Consider the following 20,455-nt stretch of genomic DNA (forward strand, 5'->3'; position numbering starts at 1 on the left):
AGTTTTATCCCGCAAATTTTTAAAATTTCAGGACATTTTCATTTACGGTTGACAGCGATAATCAAAGCTTTCTTGAGTATTTATAAAAAAAGATAGCTTTTATGTTTTTTTAGCTGCAGGAAAACTAATATCAATTTTCCTAGAAAAACATAATTGCTACCTTATTATATAGAGGATTTTAAATAGAGGATTTTAAATTATCTTACTTTAATTGTTTTTTAGCTTTTAAAGCAGCCACAGTAATGTAATTATACGGTTGGTTAAAGTGAGGTAGGAAGAAGGTATCTAATAAGGCTAACTTATCAATCGTAACTTCTTCTTGAATAGCTAGTGAAAACATATGGATTAATAAAGATACATCGTAATCTGAAGCTAGCTGAGCCCCTACTATCCGACGACTTGTCTTTTCATAGACAATTCTTATTTTGACTTGATGATTTTCAGGCATAAATCCGGGAAATTGTGTATCTTCATGTTCTACATAGTCTACATCAACACCTGCTAGTTCAGCTGCCTTTAACGTCAAACCAGTTGAGACTAATTTTAAGTTGAAAATATTAATTCCGTTTGATCCCTGTACACCAGCTCCTTCCAACTCAGTACCTGCAAGGTTATGAGCTGCAACAATACCTGATCGAACCGCATTAGAAGCTAAGGCAATGTATGTTGTATCCTGAATGGCATTGGAGTAATTGCTGGCACAGTCTCCAATCGCATAGACATCATCATCTGATGTTTTAAAATGGCGGTCTACAAGATATGCTCCACCTTCAAATAAGTCGAGATGGTCTTTACCTAACTCGGTATTCGCTTGGAAGCCGATTGAATTAATTACCACATCTGCTTCATAAGTGCCCTTATCTGTTCTCACAGCCTTAACTTTACCGTTTTCACCGATATATTCTTGAACTAATTCACCAAAATGTGTTGATATGCCATTACGCTCTAAGTTTTGGTCCATCATCTTAGCGAATTCAGGATCATAGTAACTAGCTAGTGAAGTTTTTTCAGCATCAAAAATGCGAACGTTTTTTCCACGTCTCTTAGCAGCTTCAGCAATTTCGACACCGATATAACCTGCACCAATTACACAAACATTTTTTGCCCCTTTATCTGCTAAGGCTTTATCAACCGCTTGTCCTTCTTGGAATAATTTTAAGAAGTGTAATCCTTCCAAATCATGACCCGGGAATTTAGGAGTGATTGGCAATGATCCTGTAGCTAAGATTAATTTATCATAGCTTTCCTCAAGTTTTTCGCCATCTTTTTTCAGAGCGTATACCTTTTTATTCGAAAAATCGATGTTAGAAACCTCAGTTTCAGTATAAATTCGGGCTCCTTTTTTAGCGAAAGCCTCCTCGTTTGTATAGAAAAGACCCTTATAATCATCAATTTGACGACCTACCCATAAAGCTGTTCCGCAGCCAAGATAAGAAAGATTTGAATTACGTTCCAACATCACAATTTCGTGCTCTGGATAATTTTCTAACAAAGTATTTGCCGCTGCTATTCCAGCATGGTTTGTTCCAATGATGATCACTTTCATAAATATTTCTGCCTCCAAATTGTTTTTTTCACAAGCTAATTGTACGCCTATATTTTACCATTCTCTCGAAAATAAGACAATTTTTACCCTTCTTTTTATCATGTGCTTTCATTAAACATTTTAGCGTTTAAATAAGCAACACTATTAAACTTACATAGCGTTAAAAACAATAATTTTTGTGGCTTATTTTAGATTGACAAGTAATAGTGTGCATTATATAATACGATAAGTTGCACTACTTAAATTTTTAGGAGGTTTGTTGATGAAACGTGTTTATGCATTTGGTGAAGGAAATGCCAAAATGAAGGATCTATTAGGCGGTAAAGGAGCCAACTTGGCTGAAATGACTAGTCTAGGCTTCCCTGTTCCCCAAGGATTTACTATTTCGACTCAAGCATGTTTGGAATACTTAGAGGAAGCTAAGGGGTTAAAAACTGAGCTTAAAGATGAAATTGCCGAAGCCGTGAGCCATCTTGAAGAAATCTCAGGCAAGACCTTTAATGATCCAGAAAAATTATTATTAGTTTCCGTTCGCTCTGGAGCAAAAATCTCTATGCCAGGTATGATGGATACTATATTAAACTTAGGGCTTAACGATGAAAATGTCTTAAAATTAGCTCAAATCACCAACAATGAACGTTTCGCATACGACTGTTATCGTCGTCTTCTACAAATGTATGGGAACGTCGTTTATGAAATCGATATGGCTAAGTTTGAAAAAATTCTTAAGCAAGTTAAATTAGACAATCATTTGCACTATGATTACGAATTGACAGCTGAACACCTTAAAGGAATTGTTAAAGATTATCAAGCTATCTATCAAGAAGAATTGAACCATCCATTCCCTCAAGATGTTTACCAACAGATTTACGCAGCGGTTGAAGCTGTCTTCAAATCTTGGAATAATCAACGGGCTATTGTTTACCGTCGCTTAAACAATATTCCAGATGACTTAGGTACTGCTGTTAACATCCAAGAAATGGTCTTTGGTAATAGTGGCGAAACTTCTGGTACAGGTGTTCTCTTCACACGTAATCCCGCAAACGGTAAGCACGAATTATACGGTGAGTACTTAACTAATGCACAAGGAGAAGACGTAGTTGCTGGTATACGTACCCCTGTTTCAATTAATCGTCTACGTGACCAATTCCCTAACATCTATCAACAAATCATAGAATTAACTGAGAAACTTGAAAAGCACTATTCGGATATGCAGGATATTGAGTTTACGATTGAGGATAAAAAATTGTATATTCTGCAAACAAGAAATGGCAAGCGGACTGCTCAAGCAGCTGTCAAAATTGCGGTGGACTTTGTAAATGAAGGCATCTTATCACCCGACCAAGCCCTTCTAACTATTAATCCAGAATCCCTCCATACATTGCTACACCCTGCCTTTGATCCGAATGCTCTAAATCAAGCTGAATTAGTTTCTAAGTTGGGCTTGCCAGCCAGTCCGGGTGCTGCAACTGGACAAATCGTTTTTGATGCAGTCACTGCAAAAGAGTGGGCAGATGCTGGCAAATCAGTTATTTTAGTGCGTCATGAAACTTCACCTGAAGATATTGTGGGTATGAACTCTGCTAATGGCATTGTAACCAGTCAAGGAGGAATGACTTCTCATGCAGCGGTTGTTGCTCGCGGAATGGGTAAATGCTGTGTAGCTGGTTGTAGTGAATTGGACATCAATGAAGATAAGAAGACTTTATCTTATCCTGGTGGTCAACTAAATGAAGGAGATATCATTTCTGTAGACGGTACGACAGGATGTCTTTACATCGGTGAAATCCCAACAGTTGCAGGCGGAGCAAATGAAGACTTAGATAAGGTCTTAGAATGGTCTCGTCAGCATGCTCAATTAGCTATTCGTATGAATGCCGAAACAGCTTCAGATATTGAAAACGGTTTACGTTTTGGAGCAGTTGGTATTGGACTAGTTAGAACTGAACATATGTTCTTCCAAGAAGACCGTCTAATAGCCATCCGCAAATTCTTACTTGCCAAAAACCCTGCTGATCGTCAAACATCTTTAGATGCTATCCGTAATTTCCAAACCGAAGATTTTTCACATATCTTTGAGTTAATGCAAGAAAAACCAGTGGTAGTACGTTTGTTAGATGCTCCTTTACATGAGTTTTTACCGCATGGTCAAAATGAAATCAAACAAGTTGCTAAACAACTTCAAATTGATGCTTCTGAATTGAGTGACCGGGTGCAGTCTATGAAGGAAGTTAACCCTATGATGGGCCACCGTGGTTGTCGTATGGGAATGTCCTACCCTGACTTATATATCATGCAAGCAGAAGCAGTTATCCGATCAGCTATGAAAGTAGCAAAAGACGGTGTTAAAGTTAAACCAGAAATCATGATTCCTTTAGTGAGTAGTCAAGCTGAATTAATTCACTTGAAAGCAAAAATAAAAGAACACTTAGAAAATGTTCTAAAGCAAGAAAAGGTAAGTATGGAATTTACAGTTGGAGTAATGGTTGAAACACCTCGTGCATGCTTAATTGCCGATCAATTAGCAAATGACGCTGAATTCTTCTCGTTCGGAACCAATGACTTGACTCAACTAACCTTTGGCTACTCACGAGATGACGCTGGTAAATTCTTAAATCAATACCTTGACCAAGGCATTTTAAAAGATGATCCTTTCCAAACTATTGATACTTTTGCTGTTAAAGAACTTGTTGAGATAGCTGTAGAACGAGGACGATCCGTGAAAGAAAACTTGAAAATTGGTGTTTGTGGAGAACTAGGAGGAGACCCTCGTTCCATTGAACACTTCCACCAAGTAGGGCTTTCATATGTATCTTGCTCACCTTACCGTGTACCAATTGCACAATTAGCCGCTGCACAAAGCGCTATTAAAAACGTATAATTAATTAACTAGGAGGGGAACTATGAAACTTTCACCCCGACAAGAAGAAATCATCTCAATCGTTAAAGAAAATGAACCAATCACCGGCGACGAAATTGCTAGTAAGCTTGGTTTAACAAAATCAACATTGCGTAGTGATTTCGCTGTCTTAACCATGACGGGCATCCTCGATGCTCGTCAAAAAGTAGGCTATATTTATTCTGGATTAACTGAAAAATCCTTATTATATGAAGCATTTTCAGAGTATCTTGTTAAAGATATTATGGTCCAGGCTATCACAGTTACACCTGATACTACAGTCCAAAACGCAATTACTCACTTATTTATGTATGATGCTGGTTCTATCTATGTAATTGATGAAGAAGACCACAAGCTAGCAGGTATCGTGTCGCGTAAGGATTTACTCCGCTCAGCGATTGGTCAGTTAATGGATACACCCTTAACCATTATAATGACCAGAATGCCAAATATTATTGTCGCTCAACCCGATCAAACGGTGCTTGATGCGGCACGCCTAATATCTGAACACCAGATTGATTCACTGCCAATCGTAACCGCTGACTATGAAATACTTGGCAAAGTATCAAAAACTCATATCGTGAATCTTTTGGTTGAATTAAGCCAATCGGAGGAATAATATGTCAGTAACCAATTCTTACAAATTCTATGTCATTTCCGACTCTGTCGGTGAAACAGCCCTACGCGCTACCAACGCCGCTTTAGCCCAATTCCCAAAGTTAACCAACATCAGTTTAAAAAGATTTCCATTTATTAACACCCGGGATGAATTAAAACCCATACTTGAAGAGGCTGCTAAAGTGAATGCGATTTTAATCACTACTTTAGTTGATGAAGGTCTAGAAAATTACGCCAGTGAGTTCTCAAAGAAAAACGGATTAGATTATCATAATGTAATCCACCCCATTCTAGACCTTATTTCACAAAAAACAAATATGACAGCTACTGAAAAATCAGGAACCCTACATCGACTCGATGATCACTACTTCGATCGTATTCAAGCCATTGAATTTGCAGTGAAGTACGATGATGGTAAAAATCGTAAAGGATTCGAATTAGCTGACATTGTATTGCTAGGAGTTTCACGCTCTTCCAAAACACCTTTAAGTATGTACCTAGCTAATAAATCATATAAGGTAGCCAACTTACCAATTTTTCCAGAAGTTCACATTCCTGATGAAATCTATCAGGCTGATTCACGAAGAATATATGGTTTGATTGCCTCTCCTCTATATATCCAAAACATTCGTAAAAAACGAGTCGAAATGATGGGGTTAGGTGAAAAAGCTACTTACTCTTCACTTGAGAGAGTAAAGCAAGAATTGATGTTCGCAGATGATTTATATCATCAACTAGGTGCCACCGTGATTAATGTAGAGAATCAATCGATTGAAGAGTTATCTGAACAAATCATTGGTCACTATAATCGACTGATTCAATAAATCGTAATTACAATCACAAAAAAGCTCGCTCATTCAATTAAGAATAGCGAGCTTTTTGTTTTGATTAGTTTTAGAATCTTTGCTGTTCTTCTTCTTTTTCTTCGTGTTCAATGCTTTTTTCAATATTTTCTAGTTGACGTGCAGCAAAATCCTTACCACCTATTCCAACTGCAAGAGCGAAGGCAACAGCTACCGCACTAAGAATAATAATAAAGGCCGCGTTAACAATTGTTGGAGCAAACTTTAATTGGTTCAATGTCATGAAAATCGCCAATACAATAATAGCATAACGAACAAATTCTCCAAATACTTTACTACCAGAAACTTCTTTCAAAAAGCTTGCAAGAATATTACCACCAATTACTCCTACCGCTAAGATTAACGCCGCAGCTATTACATCAGGGATGTAGGCAATAATAGAAGTGCCTATCGCATTTAATACTTCTAAGTTAAGAACTGAAATAGCTTCGACAATAAAGAAAATAAGTAATAGTGATTTAGCCACTTGAGCAATCACGCTTGAAATTTGGATATGGCTTTCACCTTTAAAATTTAAATATTTTGAATATTGGTCGATACCAGATGTCTTTAATAGGCTTTCTAATAAATCACCTAACAATTTTGCAATGAAGCCACCGACAAAAACAAGAATAACTGCCACAATTATATTAGGAATTGCTGACATTACAGAGTTTAATACACCGACAATCGGTGCTGAAATAGTCTGAATACCTAGTGTTTCAAGGGCCACTGTTAAAATCGGAATAAATATTAAGACATAAACAACGGTCGAAAACACTTCAGCTAGATGTGTATCATTGACTCTTTCTTTTTCTTCCTGCCCCGTCATCTTACTATACCACTTATCTAAATTGAAACCTTCTAGTAAGTTTTGCGTTAACTGTTTAACAAACTTACAGAATAAGTTGCCAATGAATATAATTAAAACGGCTGCAATAATGTTTGGAATGTAAGCAAAAAACTTCGCAAACATATTAGATATTGGATCAACAACCCCTGCCAATCCTAATCCATTTAAAATGAAAGGTACAAAGAAAAGTACAATAATAAAATATAATAAAGTGCCTATTGTTTCTAAGAAGGCATTAGATTCCTCATCGGTTCTAGCTAACCCCCATTTTTGTAATTTCAAGTCAAAGTCGATACTCTCCATAGCCTTAATCGCATATTTTCTCGCAAAATGCGCCAAAATCAATGCTGCTATTAATAAAAGTAATGAGCCTATTATTCCAGGAATAGAGCTAACAACACTGTTAAAATCCATCGTCATTCCCCTTTCTAAATTTTATTTACTTTTAGTATAGCATGATTAAGCTTGATACAACAAACATTAATCTAAAATAAAAAAGCCAAGTACTTTGCTTGGCTTTTGTTCTTAATATTTAATTAAGCATTAATTTTAGTAACAGTACCTGCACCTACAGTACGTCCACCTTCACGAATTGAGAAACGAGTTCCGTCTTCGATAGCGATTGGGTGAATTAATTCTACTGTCATAGATACGTTGTCACCAGGCATAACCATTTCAGTTCCTTCTGGTAATTCTACAACACCTGTTACGTCAGTTGTACGGAAGTAGAATTGAGGACGATAGTTAGTAAAGAATGGTGTATGACGTCCACCCTCTTCTTTAGAAAGTACATATACTTCCGCTTCGAACTTAGTATGTGGAGTAATAGTTCCTGGAGCTGCTAATACCTGTCCACGCTCAATATCATCACGTGTAACTCCACGTAATAATGCACCAATGTTGTCCCCTGCTTCAGCATAGTCTAACATCTTACGGAACATTTCTACACCAGTTACTGTAGACTTCATAGTATCTTCAGCGATACCTACAATTTCAACTTCGTCACCTACACGAACTTGTCCACGTTCAACACGTCCTGTAGCAACTGTACCACGACCAGTAATAGAGAATACGTCTTCGACTGGCATCATGAATGGCTTGTCAGTGTCACGCTCTGGTTCTGGAATATATGCATCTACTTCTTCCATTAGCTCTAATACTTTAGCTTCATAAGCTTCGTCGCCTTCTAAAGCTTTAAGAGCAGAACCTGCGATTACTGGAATGTCATCTCCTGGATAGTCGTATTCTGATAACATGTCACGAACTTCCATTTCAACTAATTCTAATAATTCTTCATCGTCAACCATGTCTACTTTGTTTAAGAAGACTACGAAGTAAGGAACTCCTACTTGACGCGATAATAAGATGTGTTCACGAGTTTGTGGCATTGGGCCATCAGCTGCAGATACAACCAAGATCGCACCGTCCATTTGAGCAGCACCAGTGATCATGTTCTTAACGTAGTCCGCGTGTCCTGGAGCGTCAATATGTGCATAGTGACGGTTAGCAGTTTCATACTCGATATGAGAAGTGTTGATTGTGATTCCACGTTCTTTTTCTTCTGGAGCGTTATCGATTGAAGCATAGTCCTTAGCTTCACCGAATCCGTTTTTAGCTAATACAGTCGCGATTGCAGCTGATAAAGTTGTTTTTCCGTGGTCAACGTGTCCTAAAGTACCAATGTTAACATGCGGTTTCGTACGTTCGTATTTTTCTTTTGCCATTTGAGTAAATCCCCCTAATTTTAAAGTGTTTATAGATTATGTAATCTATCAAAATTATTATACCAAAGATATTGAAGTGAATTCAACGGATATTTCCCTTAACCTTGGTCTTTCTTCTTAATAAGCCTTTATTGCTTATGATTAATTTTCTGAAGACCCACCGTATTTTTTGATGATTTCTTCAGCGATTGATTTTGGAACATCTTCGTAGTGGTCGAATTGCATTGTAAATGTACCACGACCTTGAGTTGAAGAACGTAAAGTCGTTGCGTAGCCAAACATTTCTGATAAAGGAATGAATGATTTAACAATTTGTGCGTTTCCACGTGTTGAAGTACCTTCAATACGTCCACGGCGAGAGTTCACGTGTCCCATAACATCTCCTAAATATTCTTCAGGAACTGTTACTTCAACAGCCATCATTGGTTCAAGGATTGAAGGTTGTGCTTTCTTAGCAGCAGCCTTAAGTGCCATTGAAGCCGCAACCTTATAAGCTGTTTCAGAAGAGTCAACATCGTGATAAGATCCATCGTAAAGCTTAGCTTTGATATCTACTAATGGGAATCCTGCTAGGACACCATTTTCCATCGCATCTTTCAATCCTGCTTCTACTGCTGGAATGTATTCACGAGGAACAACCCCACCAACAATCGCATTCTCAAACTCAAAGCCAGCGCCTTCTTCATTTGGTTCAAATTCGATCCATACGTGACCATACTGACCTTTACCACCTGATTGACGAACGAATTTACCTTCAGCTTGTGTCGCGGCACGGAAGGTCTCACGGTAAGAAACTTGTGGTGCACCAACCGTAGCTGAAACTTTAAATTCACGTTTTAAGCGGTCAACGATGATATCTAAGTGTAATTCTCCCATTCCGGCAATAATTGTCTGACCAGTCTCATGGTCAGTTGAAGCACGGAAGGTTGGATCTTCTTCAGCTAACTTAGCTAAGGCTAAGCCCATCTTATCTTGGTCAGCTTTTGAATCAGGTTCAATCGCTACCTCAATAACTGGATCAGGGAATTCCATTGATTCAAGAATAACTAAGTTATCTGGGTCACATAAAGTATCTCCAGTTCCTGTATTCTTAAGACCAACAGCTGCAGCAATATCTCCCGAGAATACTTCAGCAATTTCCTCACGAGAGTTAGCGTGCATTTGTAAGATACGACCTACACGCTCACGCGAATCTTTAGTTGCGTTTTGAACATATGAACCAGATGCCAATGTTCCTGAGTAAACGCGGAAGAAAGTTAAACGACCAACGAATGGGTCTGTCATAACTTTGAAGGCTAAAGCTGCAAATGACTCACTGTCATCCGCATGGTGTTCAATTTCCTTTTCACTTCCTGGTTCGAAACCAATAATTGGTGGAACATCTAGTGGACTTGGTAAGTAATCAATAACACCATCTAGTAATAATTGAACCCCTTTGTTTTTGAAGGCTGTACCACAGAAGACTGGGTATAAGTCAACATTAACTGTTGCTTTACGGATAGCTTTTTTCAAAACATCCTCAGGAATTTCTTCCCCTTCAAGATAAGCCATCATAATTTCTTCATCAGTATCAGCTACTGCTTCAACTAAAGTTGTATAATATTCAGCAGCTTTTTCTTGATATTCTTCTGGGATATCTGTTTCTTCTATTTCTGTCCCCAAATCGTTATTATAAATATATGCTTTTTTATGAACAATATCGACGATTCCTTTGAATTCATCTTCAGATCCGATTGGAACTTGCATAGCTACTGCATTTGCGTCTAAGCGCTCATGAAGGGTTCTTAGTGAATATTCAAAGTCAGCTCCCATTTTGTCCATTTTATTAACAAATACAATACGAGGTACTCCATAGGTAGTAGCTTGACGCCAAACTGTTTCAGTTTGAGGTTCTACACCTGATTGAGCATCTAATAAGGCAACCGCTCCATCCAATACACGTAATGAACGTTCAACCTCAACCGTAAAATCCACGTGTCCTGGTGTATCGATGATATTTACACGGTGTTCTTTCCATTGAGCTGTTGTTGCAGCAGAAGTAATGGTAATACCACGTTCTTGCTCTTGCTCCATCCAGTCCATTTGAGCTCCACCATCGTGGGTCTCACCGATCTTATGGATCTTACCGGTATAATACAAGATACGTTCAGTAGTCGTTGTCTTACCAGCATCTATATGGGCCATAATTCCAATGTTACGAGTTTTCTCAAGAGAAAATGCTCTTTTTCCCATGTATATTTACCCCTCTTTCCTTTTTTGAATCATTATCTGTTAACAAAGAATCACTAAGTTAACAATACCATTATAAATCTTACCAGCGATAATGCGCAAAGGCTTTGTTAGCTTCTGCCATTTTATGCATATCTTCACGCTTACGTACAGAAGCACCTGTATTGTTTGCTGCATCCATAATTTCACGTGCTAGACGTTGTTCCATGGTTTTTTCACCACGTAAACGAGAATATGTCACTAACCAACGAATCGCTAAAGTATAACGACGCTCAGGTCTTACTTCAACTGGTACTTGATAGTTAGAACCCCCAACACGACGAGCTTTAACTTCTAATAATGGCATGATGTTTTCAATGGCTTGTTCGAAAACCTCCATTGGATCTTGGCCTGTTTGTTCACGGATTACATCAAATGCACTATATAAAATAGATGATGCTTTACCTCGCTTACCGTCAACCATTAAACGGTTGATTGTGCGAGTTACTACTTTAGAATTATAAATTGGATCTGGTAACACTTCACGTTTAGGAATATTCCCTTTACGAGTCATTTAAACTCCTCCTTTCGAAAAATCGGTGATTGTTATAATTATGATTTAGGTTTCTTAGTACCGTATTTAGAACGGCTTTGCTTACGGTCATTAACACCGGCAGTATCCAGCGCTCCACGAACGATATGGTAACGTACCCCTGGTAAGTCTTTCACACGTCCGCCACGGATTAGTACCACACTGTGCTCTTGCAAGTTATGGCCTTCACCTGGAATATAAGCTGTTACTTCCATAAGGTTAGATAAACGAACACGGGCATACTTACGTAAAGCAGAGTTCGGTTTCTTAGGAGTCATAGTCCCTACACGTGTACATACCCCACGTTTTTGCGGAGACATTGTTTTTGTGTTAGAACGTTTGAAGCTGTTGTAACCTACGTTTAATGCGGGTGAATTTGATTTACTTACTTTTGATTTACGAGGTTTATTAACCAATTGATTAATTGTTGGCATCAAAAGTCCTCCTTCCATTATTTTCTTAGTCCACACATCCAAGTGTGTCATTTATAAATATAAATTTTCCGCAGGCTTGAAATTTTCAAAACTGCGCTTCAGGGTGAATCTATAGCAGTCAGCACGACTGAGTTTCAGGTATCTGTCAATAAAAACACCTTTATTATCTTACCATGTAGTTTTTTCCTCGTCAATTAAATTTCGCATATATTTTAAAAACTTGTCTAGAGTTGTCAAACATATGTTACACAAGGTGCTTCTAAATGGGCATGCTTATGTCTTAGCGTCTCGTCCTCAAATTCTTTGTTTCTGTCAAAGAGGAAAGCGGAGCGATCCTTGACAGAAATAAAGCCTAAAATAGGATACATGCTAGCAACTAATTCTTTAAATCCTAAAAACTTAGAGCAAACCCCGCTAAAGTAACTGCTACATAGTAGGTATAAAACTTGTCGGGTTGCTTACTAGATAGGCGATGCGCACAAGCGAAAGTAAACTGAAGGCGCAGGGCATCACCACTGATAACAACTGCCATGGAAAAACCCGTTATAAAACACATTGAAAAATAGTTTAAGCTAGGCAAAATTATCGAAGGGAAAAGCTGATTGAGTTCTTGACTCATCACTTCAATCTTTTCAAAATCAAACCGATAGTTAAATAAAGTATCGATAAAAACTAGGATAATAAAATAATTAAGACCGGCGTAAAAAACCAATAATTTGTTGGATTTTTCAAACTCAAAGGATGCAATAATCAAAACTAATAGAACATACAAGGCGCTACCCCAAATGCTATTTAAATTAAATTGCTGCTGCAAACTAGCTCCGGACAATAGCACCCATTAAGGCATGCATGAGCCCTACCAAGAATAGACCGAATAGGCCAACAGAACCAAAACTAATAAAACATTGCAGTAGCTCTTGGCCTGAAGTCAGTCTCGTCCCTGTTACTACGCCCACATAGGCAAAAGCTATCGTCAATGTCTTTCGATTCAAATAGAAACACTCCTCTATCTATTTAAACAATTAAAAAGCGATGCATAACTATGGAATCATGCATCGCTTTCATTCTATTACATGGCCCAAAATGTTTGGTAATCTTTTGCTATAAAGGGATAAATTCATCTCTTTTTTAGTACCTTAAAAGAGCAGAAAACTGTTGTTTAATCCCTTCAACTTTTTCCAAAACAAGAGAAATTTTAACCCCTTGATCCATGGCTTTGATCACCCAATGATTTAAAGCCTCTCCATCTAATAAGTTGTCTGTAAAGTATTGAATCACCCATTCTTCGATACGCCCTTCATGGATCAGCCCTTTAATCTCTTCAAAATCATGAATGACTTTCCCTTGATTACGAGCTTTTTCAATTTGATCAATCTTTTCTTTTGCGAATTCTTGCTGATTTTGACTAAGGGTCTCTTTTAAAAGTTTGGTTTTCGCTTTAGCATCCATGGATTGGAAGGGTTTGTCGATTGTTGAATCATAATAAATAGCGGTGTTTTCATTAACTTTTTTGTAATGGCCTATGTTCTCAACTGTTCCTGCTAATAAAATTGGCCGGTGATAATGTTTAGCTACTTCTTGCATTTTTTTATGCAAGTAATTGAAATATTTTGCGCGATCTAGATCTTTTTCTTCTGGAGTAGCTCGGTGTCCATGATGCATACCAGGCTCTTGACGTCCGCCATAAGAGTGTACATTGACTTGAGAGTCAGCGTCTAAATCATCATAAATCTCTGAAAAGTCTTTCACTTCAATCGCAGGGTCTAGAGTAAGGGCTTCGGCATTAAACTGGTTGGCATCAAAAAAGTCCACCGAATCTTTAGATATATCTGCAATGATTACTTCATGAAGTTCCTCATAATAAGCCAATAAAGGTAAAAGATAAAATTCATTTCCTAGATGAATCGAAGGTTTAAATTCATTACGTAAATAGGCAACTTCAACATCTTTAGGACTGATAAAAAGGGCTAGACCTTCTTTAGTTTGATCCCAAAAATTTTTATCGTTTCGAATTCTTTCAATTTCTTTTAAAATCTTATTTGCTTCATCTTTATCAACTTCTTCCAGCTTAGATTTAACTTGCTGAATTAGATTTTTAAATTGAATCAGGTCTTCTTGCCTATTTAAACCTCCACGATTAGTAGGCATATAAAGGGAAAGGCGCATCAAATCTTTTTGACTTTGTAACTCTCTTAAATTTGCAATAAAACTGTAACTCATCTTGATCCTTCCTTTCTATATTTTGTAAATAAAATCAATACTTAGGTCGTAAGCACTGTGTTTTCCAACTTACTATTAAAATATTTGAAATAGACCTACTAATTAAAAGGTTATCACGGAAGCGCTTTATTGTCTAATTAAAGACCTTAAAAAAACCAAAAGTAGATGAAACTACTTTTGGTTATATGATTAGCAACTGTTAAGCTGGGTGTTTACGAGCATCTATATGCCTATATTTTTCTGCTTCCTCATCAAATTTTCTAATGACATATGGACAACTGGGATATATTTTTTTACCTTGCTGTTGCATATCTGCTACTAACTCATCTAAAAGCTTACCAGCAATTCCTTGACCTCTAAGACTATCTGAAGTAAAGGTATGGTTAGCCACCACTAACTTTTCATCATCAGTATCTCGATAAGTTATCTCGGCAATCATCTCGTTTTCTTCATTACGTAAAACAATGGCATGATCTTCTCTTAAAAATTCCATTACTAGCCCTCCTTAATTGTGTTAATTCTATAATAACCTATTAATCGCAAAAATTAAAAAAATATGATTTGCCATATCAATATTTAAAAATTCGTAGAAATAAATGAAAGACTATTTATAAAAGGTGCTTTCTAGTCGCTTATCTGGAATAATCCATAATAAAGCTATCGCCACATATATTAGATAAGAAATTAGAGGCTGATAAAAAGCGAAAATCAAAGCAAGAATATAAAAAACAATCGAACCTTTCCCTTTGAAATCCTTACCAATCTTTTTAGCTAAATCTGAATCCTTGCCATTCACCCGAATAATTTCTGTTTGTAAAATATTATAAGAAACAGCACACATTAGTAAGATGAATCCATAAAAAAAGGCTGGTAGTTTAACAGAAGGGTTTAAGCCCATCCATTCCGTGAAAGTTGGTATCAAAGACATAAAAAAGAGCCAAAATAAGTTACGCCATAAAATTTTACCATTGACTGTTTTTAAAACGGCTAATAAATGATGATGATTGGCCCAGTATATCCCCACATATGCATAACTTAGTATATAGGCTAATAGAGTCGGATATATTTCTTTCAATCCAGCTAGGTCTAAACTAGCTGGGGGTTGTAATTTTAAAACCATGATAGTAATAACAATTGCTAAAACTCCATCGCTAAACGCTTCTGCTCTACTTGTATTCATAGTATTCTCCTTTATTTAATGTTGAGAGGTTTAGATTTTTAACTATTTCAAAAGAAACACCACAAACAAATCTCTATCCAGTTTGTGGTAATTTCTTAATCAATTCAATTCTTAATTATTTCTTAATGTTGGGAATAAGAGGACATCACGAATGGATTGTGAATCCGTTAATAACATTACTAAACGGTCAATACCAATTCCTAAACCACCAGTTGGAGGCATTCCGTGCTCTAATGCTTCTAAGAAATCTTCGTCAACTGGATGCGCTTCGTCATTTCCAGCATCTTTTTCTGCCATTTGAGCTTCAAAACGTTCTCTTTGATCAATTGGATCCGTTAACTCTGTAAAGGCATTCGCATATTCTTTACCAACAATAAACAATTCAAAGCGGTCGGTAAAACGTGGATCCTCTTCGTTTTTTCGAGCCAATGGTGAAATTTCAACCGGATGTCCATAAACAAAAGTAGGCTGAACTAATGTATCTTCTACCTTTTCTTCAAAGAAGTTATTAATAATATGTCCTACTGACAAATCGTGGTCTTCAACTGGGACTTGATGTTCTTTAGCTAAAGCTTTAGCTTCTTCTAGAGTCATCTCTTGCCAGAAATCGACACCGGTTTCTTCTTTAATTAAATCAACCATATGGCGACGTGCCCAAGGCGTTTCCAAATCTACCTTTTTACCATCATAATCAATCATAGCAGTCCCTAAGACTTTCTTGGCAACATGGCGAATCAACCCTTCTGTTAAGTCCATAATATCCGTATAAACTGTATAAGCTGTATACACTTCAATCATAGTGAATTCAGGGTTATGGGTAGTATCAATTCCTTCATTACGGAAGACACGACTGATTTCGTATACTTTTTCCATACCGCCTATTACTAAACGCTTCAAATGTAATTCTAAAGCAATCCGTAAGTATAGTTCCATGTCTAATGCATTATGATGTGTAATGAAAGGTCTAGCTGACGCTCCACCTGCTAGATTATGTAAGACAGGAGTTTCAACCTCTAGATAATCTAAATCGTCTAAATAATGTCTCACTTCGCGAATAATCTTTGAACGGTTGACAAAGCGATCAAAACTTTCTTCGTTGGCAATTAGGTCTAAATAACGTTGGCGATATTTCTGTTCAACGTTTGTCAAACCATGGAATTTATCAGGTAGTGGTCTTAAAGCTTTTGTTAAAGGAATAAACTCCTTTGCTTTAACTGAAAGTTCCCCTGTTTTTGTCTTAAACAAGTTGCCGCGAACCCCCACAATATCTCCTAAATCGGCAGCGTTCCACCAAGTAAAGGCAGCTTCACCCACTTGATCCTGGCGAACATAAATCTGCAACTTACCTTTCATGTCTAACAGGTGAGCAAAACCTGCTTTTCCTTTTCCGCGCTTAGAAACGATACGGCCAGCAATAGAAACTTCAATCGCTTCTTTTTCTTGCAAGTCTTCTTTGGATAAATGATCATACTTTTCAATTAAAGCCTTTGAATAGTCACTGCGTTCAAATCCTGCAGCAAAAGGATTGACTCCTGCTTCAGACATTTCTTGCATCTTTTGTCTTCTGACTACTAACTGGTCATTTAATTCTTCAAATTCTGGATTATCTTTTACATCAGACATTGGCTTTCCTCCCACTATTTCTTTATACTGTCCCTTTCATTTTACATGAAGTCGTTCAGTTTGTCATGGTGATAATAGAGCGATCTTATTGATTAGCTAAGATCGCTTTTAATTCTTCTTCACTAAATTGATAAGTCGCACTACAATATTGGCAAATAACCTCTGCTCCCTTATCCTCGTCAATCATTTGCTGTAACATATTAGAATCCAAAACTGCAAGTGACTTACGAAAGCGCTCTTTACTACATGGACAATAAAATTCAACTGGTTGCTGCGAAATAACTCGGCTATTATTCAATCCAACTAATGAATCCAAAAGATCTGTAATCGCTTCTGATCCGTCGATTAACTCTGACAGCGAACCAAGCGACTTAATCCTTGTTTCCAGTTGATCAATCACTTCGTCAGATGTCCCAGGTAAAACTTGAATCATAAAGCCCCCAGCTGATTGAACTGATTCATCTGGATTGACAAGCACACTCAAGCCAATAGAAGAGGGAGTTTGTTCCGATACTGCCATATAGTAAGTAAAATCTTCGCCCAGTTCACCTGAAATAAGCTCAACTTGGCCAGTAAAAGCTTCTGAATCCGCAAGGTATTTACTGACCTTCAAACTACCAGGAAGCCCAACCGCTCTCGCTACATCCAACTTGCCTTTACTATTTAACTCTAAAGCCACGTTCGGATTTGATACATACCCTCTAATTCGACCTTGGGTATCGCCATCACAAGAGATTAATCCTAAAGGACCATTACCTTTAATCTGAACAAGCAGGCGGTCATCCCCTTTTAGATTGGCTGACAAGAGAGCTGTAGCAACCAAGCTTCGCCCCAATGCAGCTGTAGCCGTATGCCACGTTTGATGTTTTTCTTGTGCTCGCTTAACTAAGTCCGTCGCATCTACTACAAATACGCGTATTTGATCATCAAAAGCTAATGCTTTGATTAACTGCCCTTTCATTTTTTCCCTTCTTTCTATTTCATTCGATGATAAAAGACAGGCGAGGGCCTGTCTTTTAACTTAACTATTTGACTTCGTCCTTTGAATCCAAATCTTCGTTAGAATTTTCTTTAGGGTCATCTTCCAAAGATTTTTGTTTAGACTCTTCAAAGTCAGATGGATCTTCCACAACTTCTGCTGCTTCCGTTTCATCTAATTTAGGCATTTCACCTGTTTCAAAAAGAGCTTTAATTTGGCGAGCATCTAAGGTTTCAACTTCTAAGAGCTTTTCTGCGATCAGATTTAACTGTTCTCGGTGCTCATTAATAATACGATAAGCTTCCATTAAAGCTTCCTTCATAATACGGTGAATTTCCTTATCGATTTCATAAGCCACTTGCTCAGAATAAGAGGTATGGTCTTCTGTACCATAGCGACGTCCTGCAAATGGTTGGCTATCACTCTCATATTGAACGGTTCCAATTGTTTCAGACATCCCGTAACGAGTCACCATACTACGTACTATAGCTGTCGCTTGACGGAAGTCATCACTGGCTCCTGTTGACTGATGGTTAAAGACAATTTCTTCCGCCGCACGACCTCCTAAAAGACCTACAACTTGCTCAAATAATTCTTTATAGGTAACAATGTATTGATCTTCTTTAGGAAGCATAATAGCATAGCCACCTGCACGACCACGTGGAACGATAGTCACCTTATGGACTGTACGGGCTTCACTTAAAACCATACCAATTACAGTATGTCCTGCTTCGTGGTAAGCAACCGTTTTTCTTTGACGCTCCGAAACGACAGCATCTTTTTTAGCAGGTCCTGCAATCACACGATCATGTGCTTCGTCTAAATCAGGCGCTGTAATTTCTTTACGGTCAAAGCGGGCTGCAATTAAAGCTGCTTCGTTTAAAAGATTTTCTAAATCGGCTCCTGAAAAACCGGGTGTTTGTTGAGCAATCACTTTCAAGTCAATATCAGAAGCTAACTTTTTATTACGAGAGTGAACTTTCAACACGGCTTCTCTGCCTTTAACATCTGGATTACCTACTAGTATTTGACGGTCAAAGCGCCCAGGACGTAAAAGAGCCGGGTCCAAGACATCTGAACGGTTAGTCGCAGCCATAACAATGACACCTTCATTTCCTTCAAAGCCGTCCATTTCAACAAGCAGTTGGTTAAGTGTTTGCTCACGTTCATCGTGGCCCCCACCCATACCTGCTCCTCTTTGTCGGCCTACAGCATCGATCTCGTCAATAAAAATAATAGCTGGTGCTTCTTTTTTTGCATTTTCAAATAAATCACGGACACGTGAAGCTCCCACCCCAACAAACATTTCGACGAACTCAGAACCTGAGATTGAGAAGAAAGGCACACCTGCTTCACCAGCAACGGCTTTTGCAAGTAAGGTTTTACCTGTACCTGGAGGTCCTTCTAAAAGCACTCCAGCTGGTATTCTTGCACCTAGAGCTGTAAACTTCTTAGGCTCTTTTAAAAACTCAACAATTTCAACTAGCTCTTGTTTTTCTTCATCGGCACCGGCAACGTCAGAGAATCTAACTTTGACTTTTTGTTTTGAGACATCTTTAGACTTAGACTTACCAAAGTTCATGACACCCTTTCCGCCACCACCACTAGCTTGCATCATGGTATACATCAAGAAAAAGCTAGGAATCAGTAATAGTAGGATAGGTAAAAAATTTAACCAAATACCTGCTGAAGACTCCGGCATTGATTTAAATTTTACATTTTTCTCTTTGGCTAATTCAGTCACTTGGCTAATGGTCGAATCATTTGGTAAGATATCTGTCTCAAACAATTGAGTTTTACTATCACCTTTGATGACTTCAACCGCTTTATCACTCGTTTTGTTTTCAGCTTCTATCGGTTGATACTTACCTTTCACATGATAAACTCCTGCTCCCGGTTGCATCTCAAATTCAGCAATTTTATCGGCTTCAAGTTGTTGAACAAATTCAGATATCGTGATCTTTTTAGTAGAATTTAAAAACGATCCACCATCTGTCATTAAACTAAAGCCGCCTAAAATAGCCAAACCGATTAAAATATAAACGAGGGTGTTTCGAAAGGGATTTCGAAAGGGATTTCGATTTGGATTAGGTTTTTGCATTCGTTTCTTTCTCCTTAACTTCGATTATTGATTAAAAATATACTTAATCTTTTGATAAAAATAATTAGTCTCACTGACTATTTTAAGAATAGATTTCAGCTTTTAAGACCCCAATATAAGGTAGATTACGATATTTTTGATCATAATCTAGTCCATATCCTACTACAAACTCATTAGGAACTTCAACTCCGACATAGTCTACTTTGACATCTGCTTCTATACGACGCTCTGCCTTATCTAGTAGACTGCATATTTTGATAGAATTGGCTTTACGAAAGTTTAGTAGATCCATGATATACTTTAAAGTTCTTCCAGTATCAATAATATCTTCGACTATTAAGATGTCCTTGCCTTCTACACTGCTATTCAAGTCTTTTATTATTTTGACTTCACCAGAAGACTCTGTAGCTGATCCATAACTTGAAACATCCATAAAGTCAATTTCTACATAGCAATCCATCTGACGGATTAAATCTGCCATAAAAAGAGCGGCTCCACGTAAGATACCTACTACCAGCACTTCTTTCCCTTGGTAATTCGCTGTAATTTCTTTACCTAGTCGTTGGACAGTAGCTCGTAATTCTTCTTCTGTTACAAGTACTTTTAAAACATCTTGTTCTAACATATTGACTCCTT

18 protein-coding genes are annotated in these 20,455 nt (G+C 37.6%); 3 read left to right on the top strand and 15 right to left on the bottom strand.

The genetic code is table 11. From position 1 onward, the window contains the following. Window positions 1-202: 202 nt before the first annotated feature. Window positions 203-1,546: a H2O-forming NADH oxidase gene (gene nox / locus ACQV2O_RS06785; RefSeq protein WP_428875346.1), complete on the bottom strand. Its 1,344-nt coding sequence runs from the start codon at window positions 1,544-1,546 to the stop codon at window positions 203-205. A gap of 262 nt (window positions 1,547-1,808) precedes the next feature. Here nox and ppdK point away from each other — a divergent pair, with 262 nt between their 5' ends. From ppdK to ACQV2O_RS06800, 3 genes are read left to right on the top strand one after another with little or no spacing between them, the layout of a single operon-like run. Next, a complete protein-coding gene (gene ppdK / locus ACQV2O_RS06790) occupies window positions 1,809-4,427 on the top strand; it encodes a pyruvate, phosphate dikinase (RefSeq protein WP_428873235.1) in 2,619 nt (872 codons plus the stop codon). Window positions 4,428-4,449: 22 nt separating this feature from the next. Further along, a complete protein-coding gene (locus tag ACQV2O_RS06795; RefSeq protein ID WP_258436781.1) occupies window positions 4,450-5,064 on the top strand; it encodes a helix-turn-helix transcriptional regulator in 615 nt (204 codons plus the stop codon). A gap of 1 nt (window position 5,065) precedes the next feature. Beyond that, the gene (locus tag ACQV2O_RS06800; protein ID WP_428875347.1) at window positions 5,066-5,887 is read left to right on the top strand and encodes a pyruvate, water dikinase regulatory protein; all 822 of its coding nucleotides are present in this window, start codon (window positions 5,066-5,068) and stop codon (window positions 5,885-5,887) included. Between the two features lie 70 nt (window positions 5,888-5,957). Here the strand turns inward: ACQV2O_RS06800 and ACQV2O_RS06805 are convergent, their stop codons facing one another. From ACQV2O_RS06805 to hpt, 14 genes are all read right to left on the bottom strand, one after another. Beyond that, window positions 5,958-7,172 carry a mechanosensitive ion channel gene (locus tag ACQV2O_RS06805; RefSeq protein ID WP_428875349.1) on the bottom strand — a complete coding sequence of 405 codons (1,215 nt, stop codon included), beginning with the start codon at window positions 7,170-7,172 and terminating at the stop codon, window positions 5,958-5,960. A 122-nt stretch (window positions 7,173-7,294) separates the two neighbouring features. Beyond that, on the bottom strand, window positions 7,295-8,482 hold the full coding sequence (gene tuf, locus ACQV2O_RS06810; protein WP_428873231.1) for an elongation factor Tu: 1,188 nt from the start codon (window positions 8,480-8,482) through the stop codon (window positions 7,295-7,297). A gap of 141 nt (window positions 8,483-8,623) precedes the next feature. Continuing rightward, window positions 8,624-10,714 (bottom strand): elongation factor G, encoded by a 2,091-nt coding sequence (gene fusA, locus ACQV2O_RS06815; protein ID WP_428873229.1) that lies wholly within the window; start codon window positions 10,712-10,714, stop codon window positions 8,624-8,626. 79 nt (window positions 10,715-10,793) lie between these two features. Beyond that, complete coding sequence (gene rpsG / locus ACQV2O_RS06820) at window positions 10,794-11,264, bottom strand: 30S ribosomal protein S7 (RefSeq protein WP_090289529.1); 471 nt, start codon at window positions 11,262-11,264, stop codon at window positions 10,794-10,796. A gap of 38 nt (window positions 11,265-11,302) precedes the next feature. Continuing rightward, the gene (gene rpsL, locus ACQV2O_RS06825) at window positions 11,303-11,716 is read right to left on the bottom strand and encodes a 30S ribosomal protein S12 (RefSeq protein ID WP_258436774.1); all 414 of its coding nucleotides are present in this window, start codon (window positions 11,714-11,716) and stop codon (window positions 11,303-11,305) included. 391 nt (window positions 11,717-12,107) lie between these two features. After that, window positions 12,108-12,530, bottom strand: a complete 423-nt coding sequence (locus ACQV2O_RS06830) for a hypothetical protein (protein WP_428875350.1) — start codon at window positions 12,528-12,530, stop codon at window positions 12,108-12,110. Between the two features lies 1 nt (window position 12,531). Beyond that, window positions 12,532-12,708: a hypothetical protein gene (locus ACQV2O_RS06835; protein WP_428875351.1), complete on the bottom strand. Its 177-nt coding sequence runs from the start codon at window positions 12,706-12,708 to the stop codon at window positions 12,532-12,534. Window positions 12,709-12,844: 136 nt separating this feature from the next. After that, window positions 12,845-13,936, bottom strand: coding sequence for a hypothetical protein (locus ACQV2O_RS06840; RefSeq protein ID WP_428875352.1), 1,092 nt, complete (start codon window positions 13,934-13,936; stop codon window positions 12,845-12,847). A 199-nt stretch (window positions 13,937-14,135) separates the two neighbouring features. After that, a complete protein-coding gene (locus ACQV2O_RS06845) occupies window positions 14,136-14,429 on the bottom strand; it encodes a GNAT family N-acetyltransferase (protein WP_428873224.1) in 294 nt (97 codons plus the stop codon). Window positions 14,430-14,540: 111 nt separating this feature from the next. Continuing rightward, window positions 14,541-15,116: a TMEM175 family protein gene (locus ACQV2O_RS06850; RefSeq protein ID WP_428873222.1), complete on the bottom strand. Its 576-nt coding sequence runs from the start codon at window positions 15,114-15,116 to the stop codon at window positions 14,541-14,543. A gap of 111 nt (window positions 15,117-15,227) precedes the next feature. Continuing rightward, a complete protein-coding gene (lysS, locus tag ACQV2O_RS06855) occupies window positions 15,228-16,739 on the bottom strand; it encodes a lysine--tRNA ligase (RefSeq protein ID WP_428873220.1) in 1,512 nt (503 codons plus the stop codon). An 85-nt stretch (window positions 16,740-16,824) separates the two neighbouring features. Beyond that, window positions 16,825-17,700, bottom strand: coding sequence for an Hsp33 family molecular chaperone HslO (hslO, locus tag ACQV2O_RS06860; RefSeq protein ID WP_428873219.1), 876 nt, complete (start codon window positions 17,698-17,700; stop codon window positions 16,825-16,827). Window positions 17,701-17,764: 64 nt separating this feature from the next. Further along, window positions 17,765-19,819 (bottom strand): ATP-dependent zinc metalloprotease FtsH, encoded by a 2,055-nt coding sequence (ftsH, locus tag ACQV2O_RS06865; protein ID WP_428873218.1) that lies wholly within the window; start codon window positions 19,817-19,819, stop codon window positions 17,765-17,767. Window positions 19,820-19,901: 82 nt separating this feature from the next. After that, window positions 19,902-20,444, bottom strand: coding sequence for a hypoxanthine phosphoribosyltransferase (hpt, locus tag ACQV2O_RS06870; RefSeq protein WP_428873216.1), 543 nt, complete (start codon window positions 20,442-20,444; stop codon window positions 19,902-19,904). Between the last annotated feature and the right edge of the window lie 11 nt (window positions 20,445-20,455).

It is taken from the genome of Facklamia sp. P13055, assembly GCF_050409445.1.
GTDB lineage: Bacteria > Bacillota > Bacilli > Lactobacillales > Aerococcaceae > Facklamia.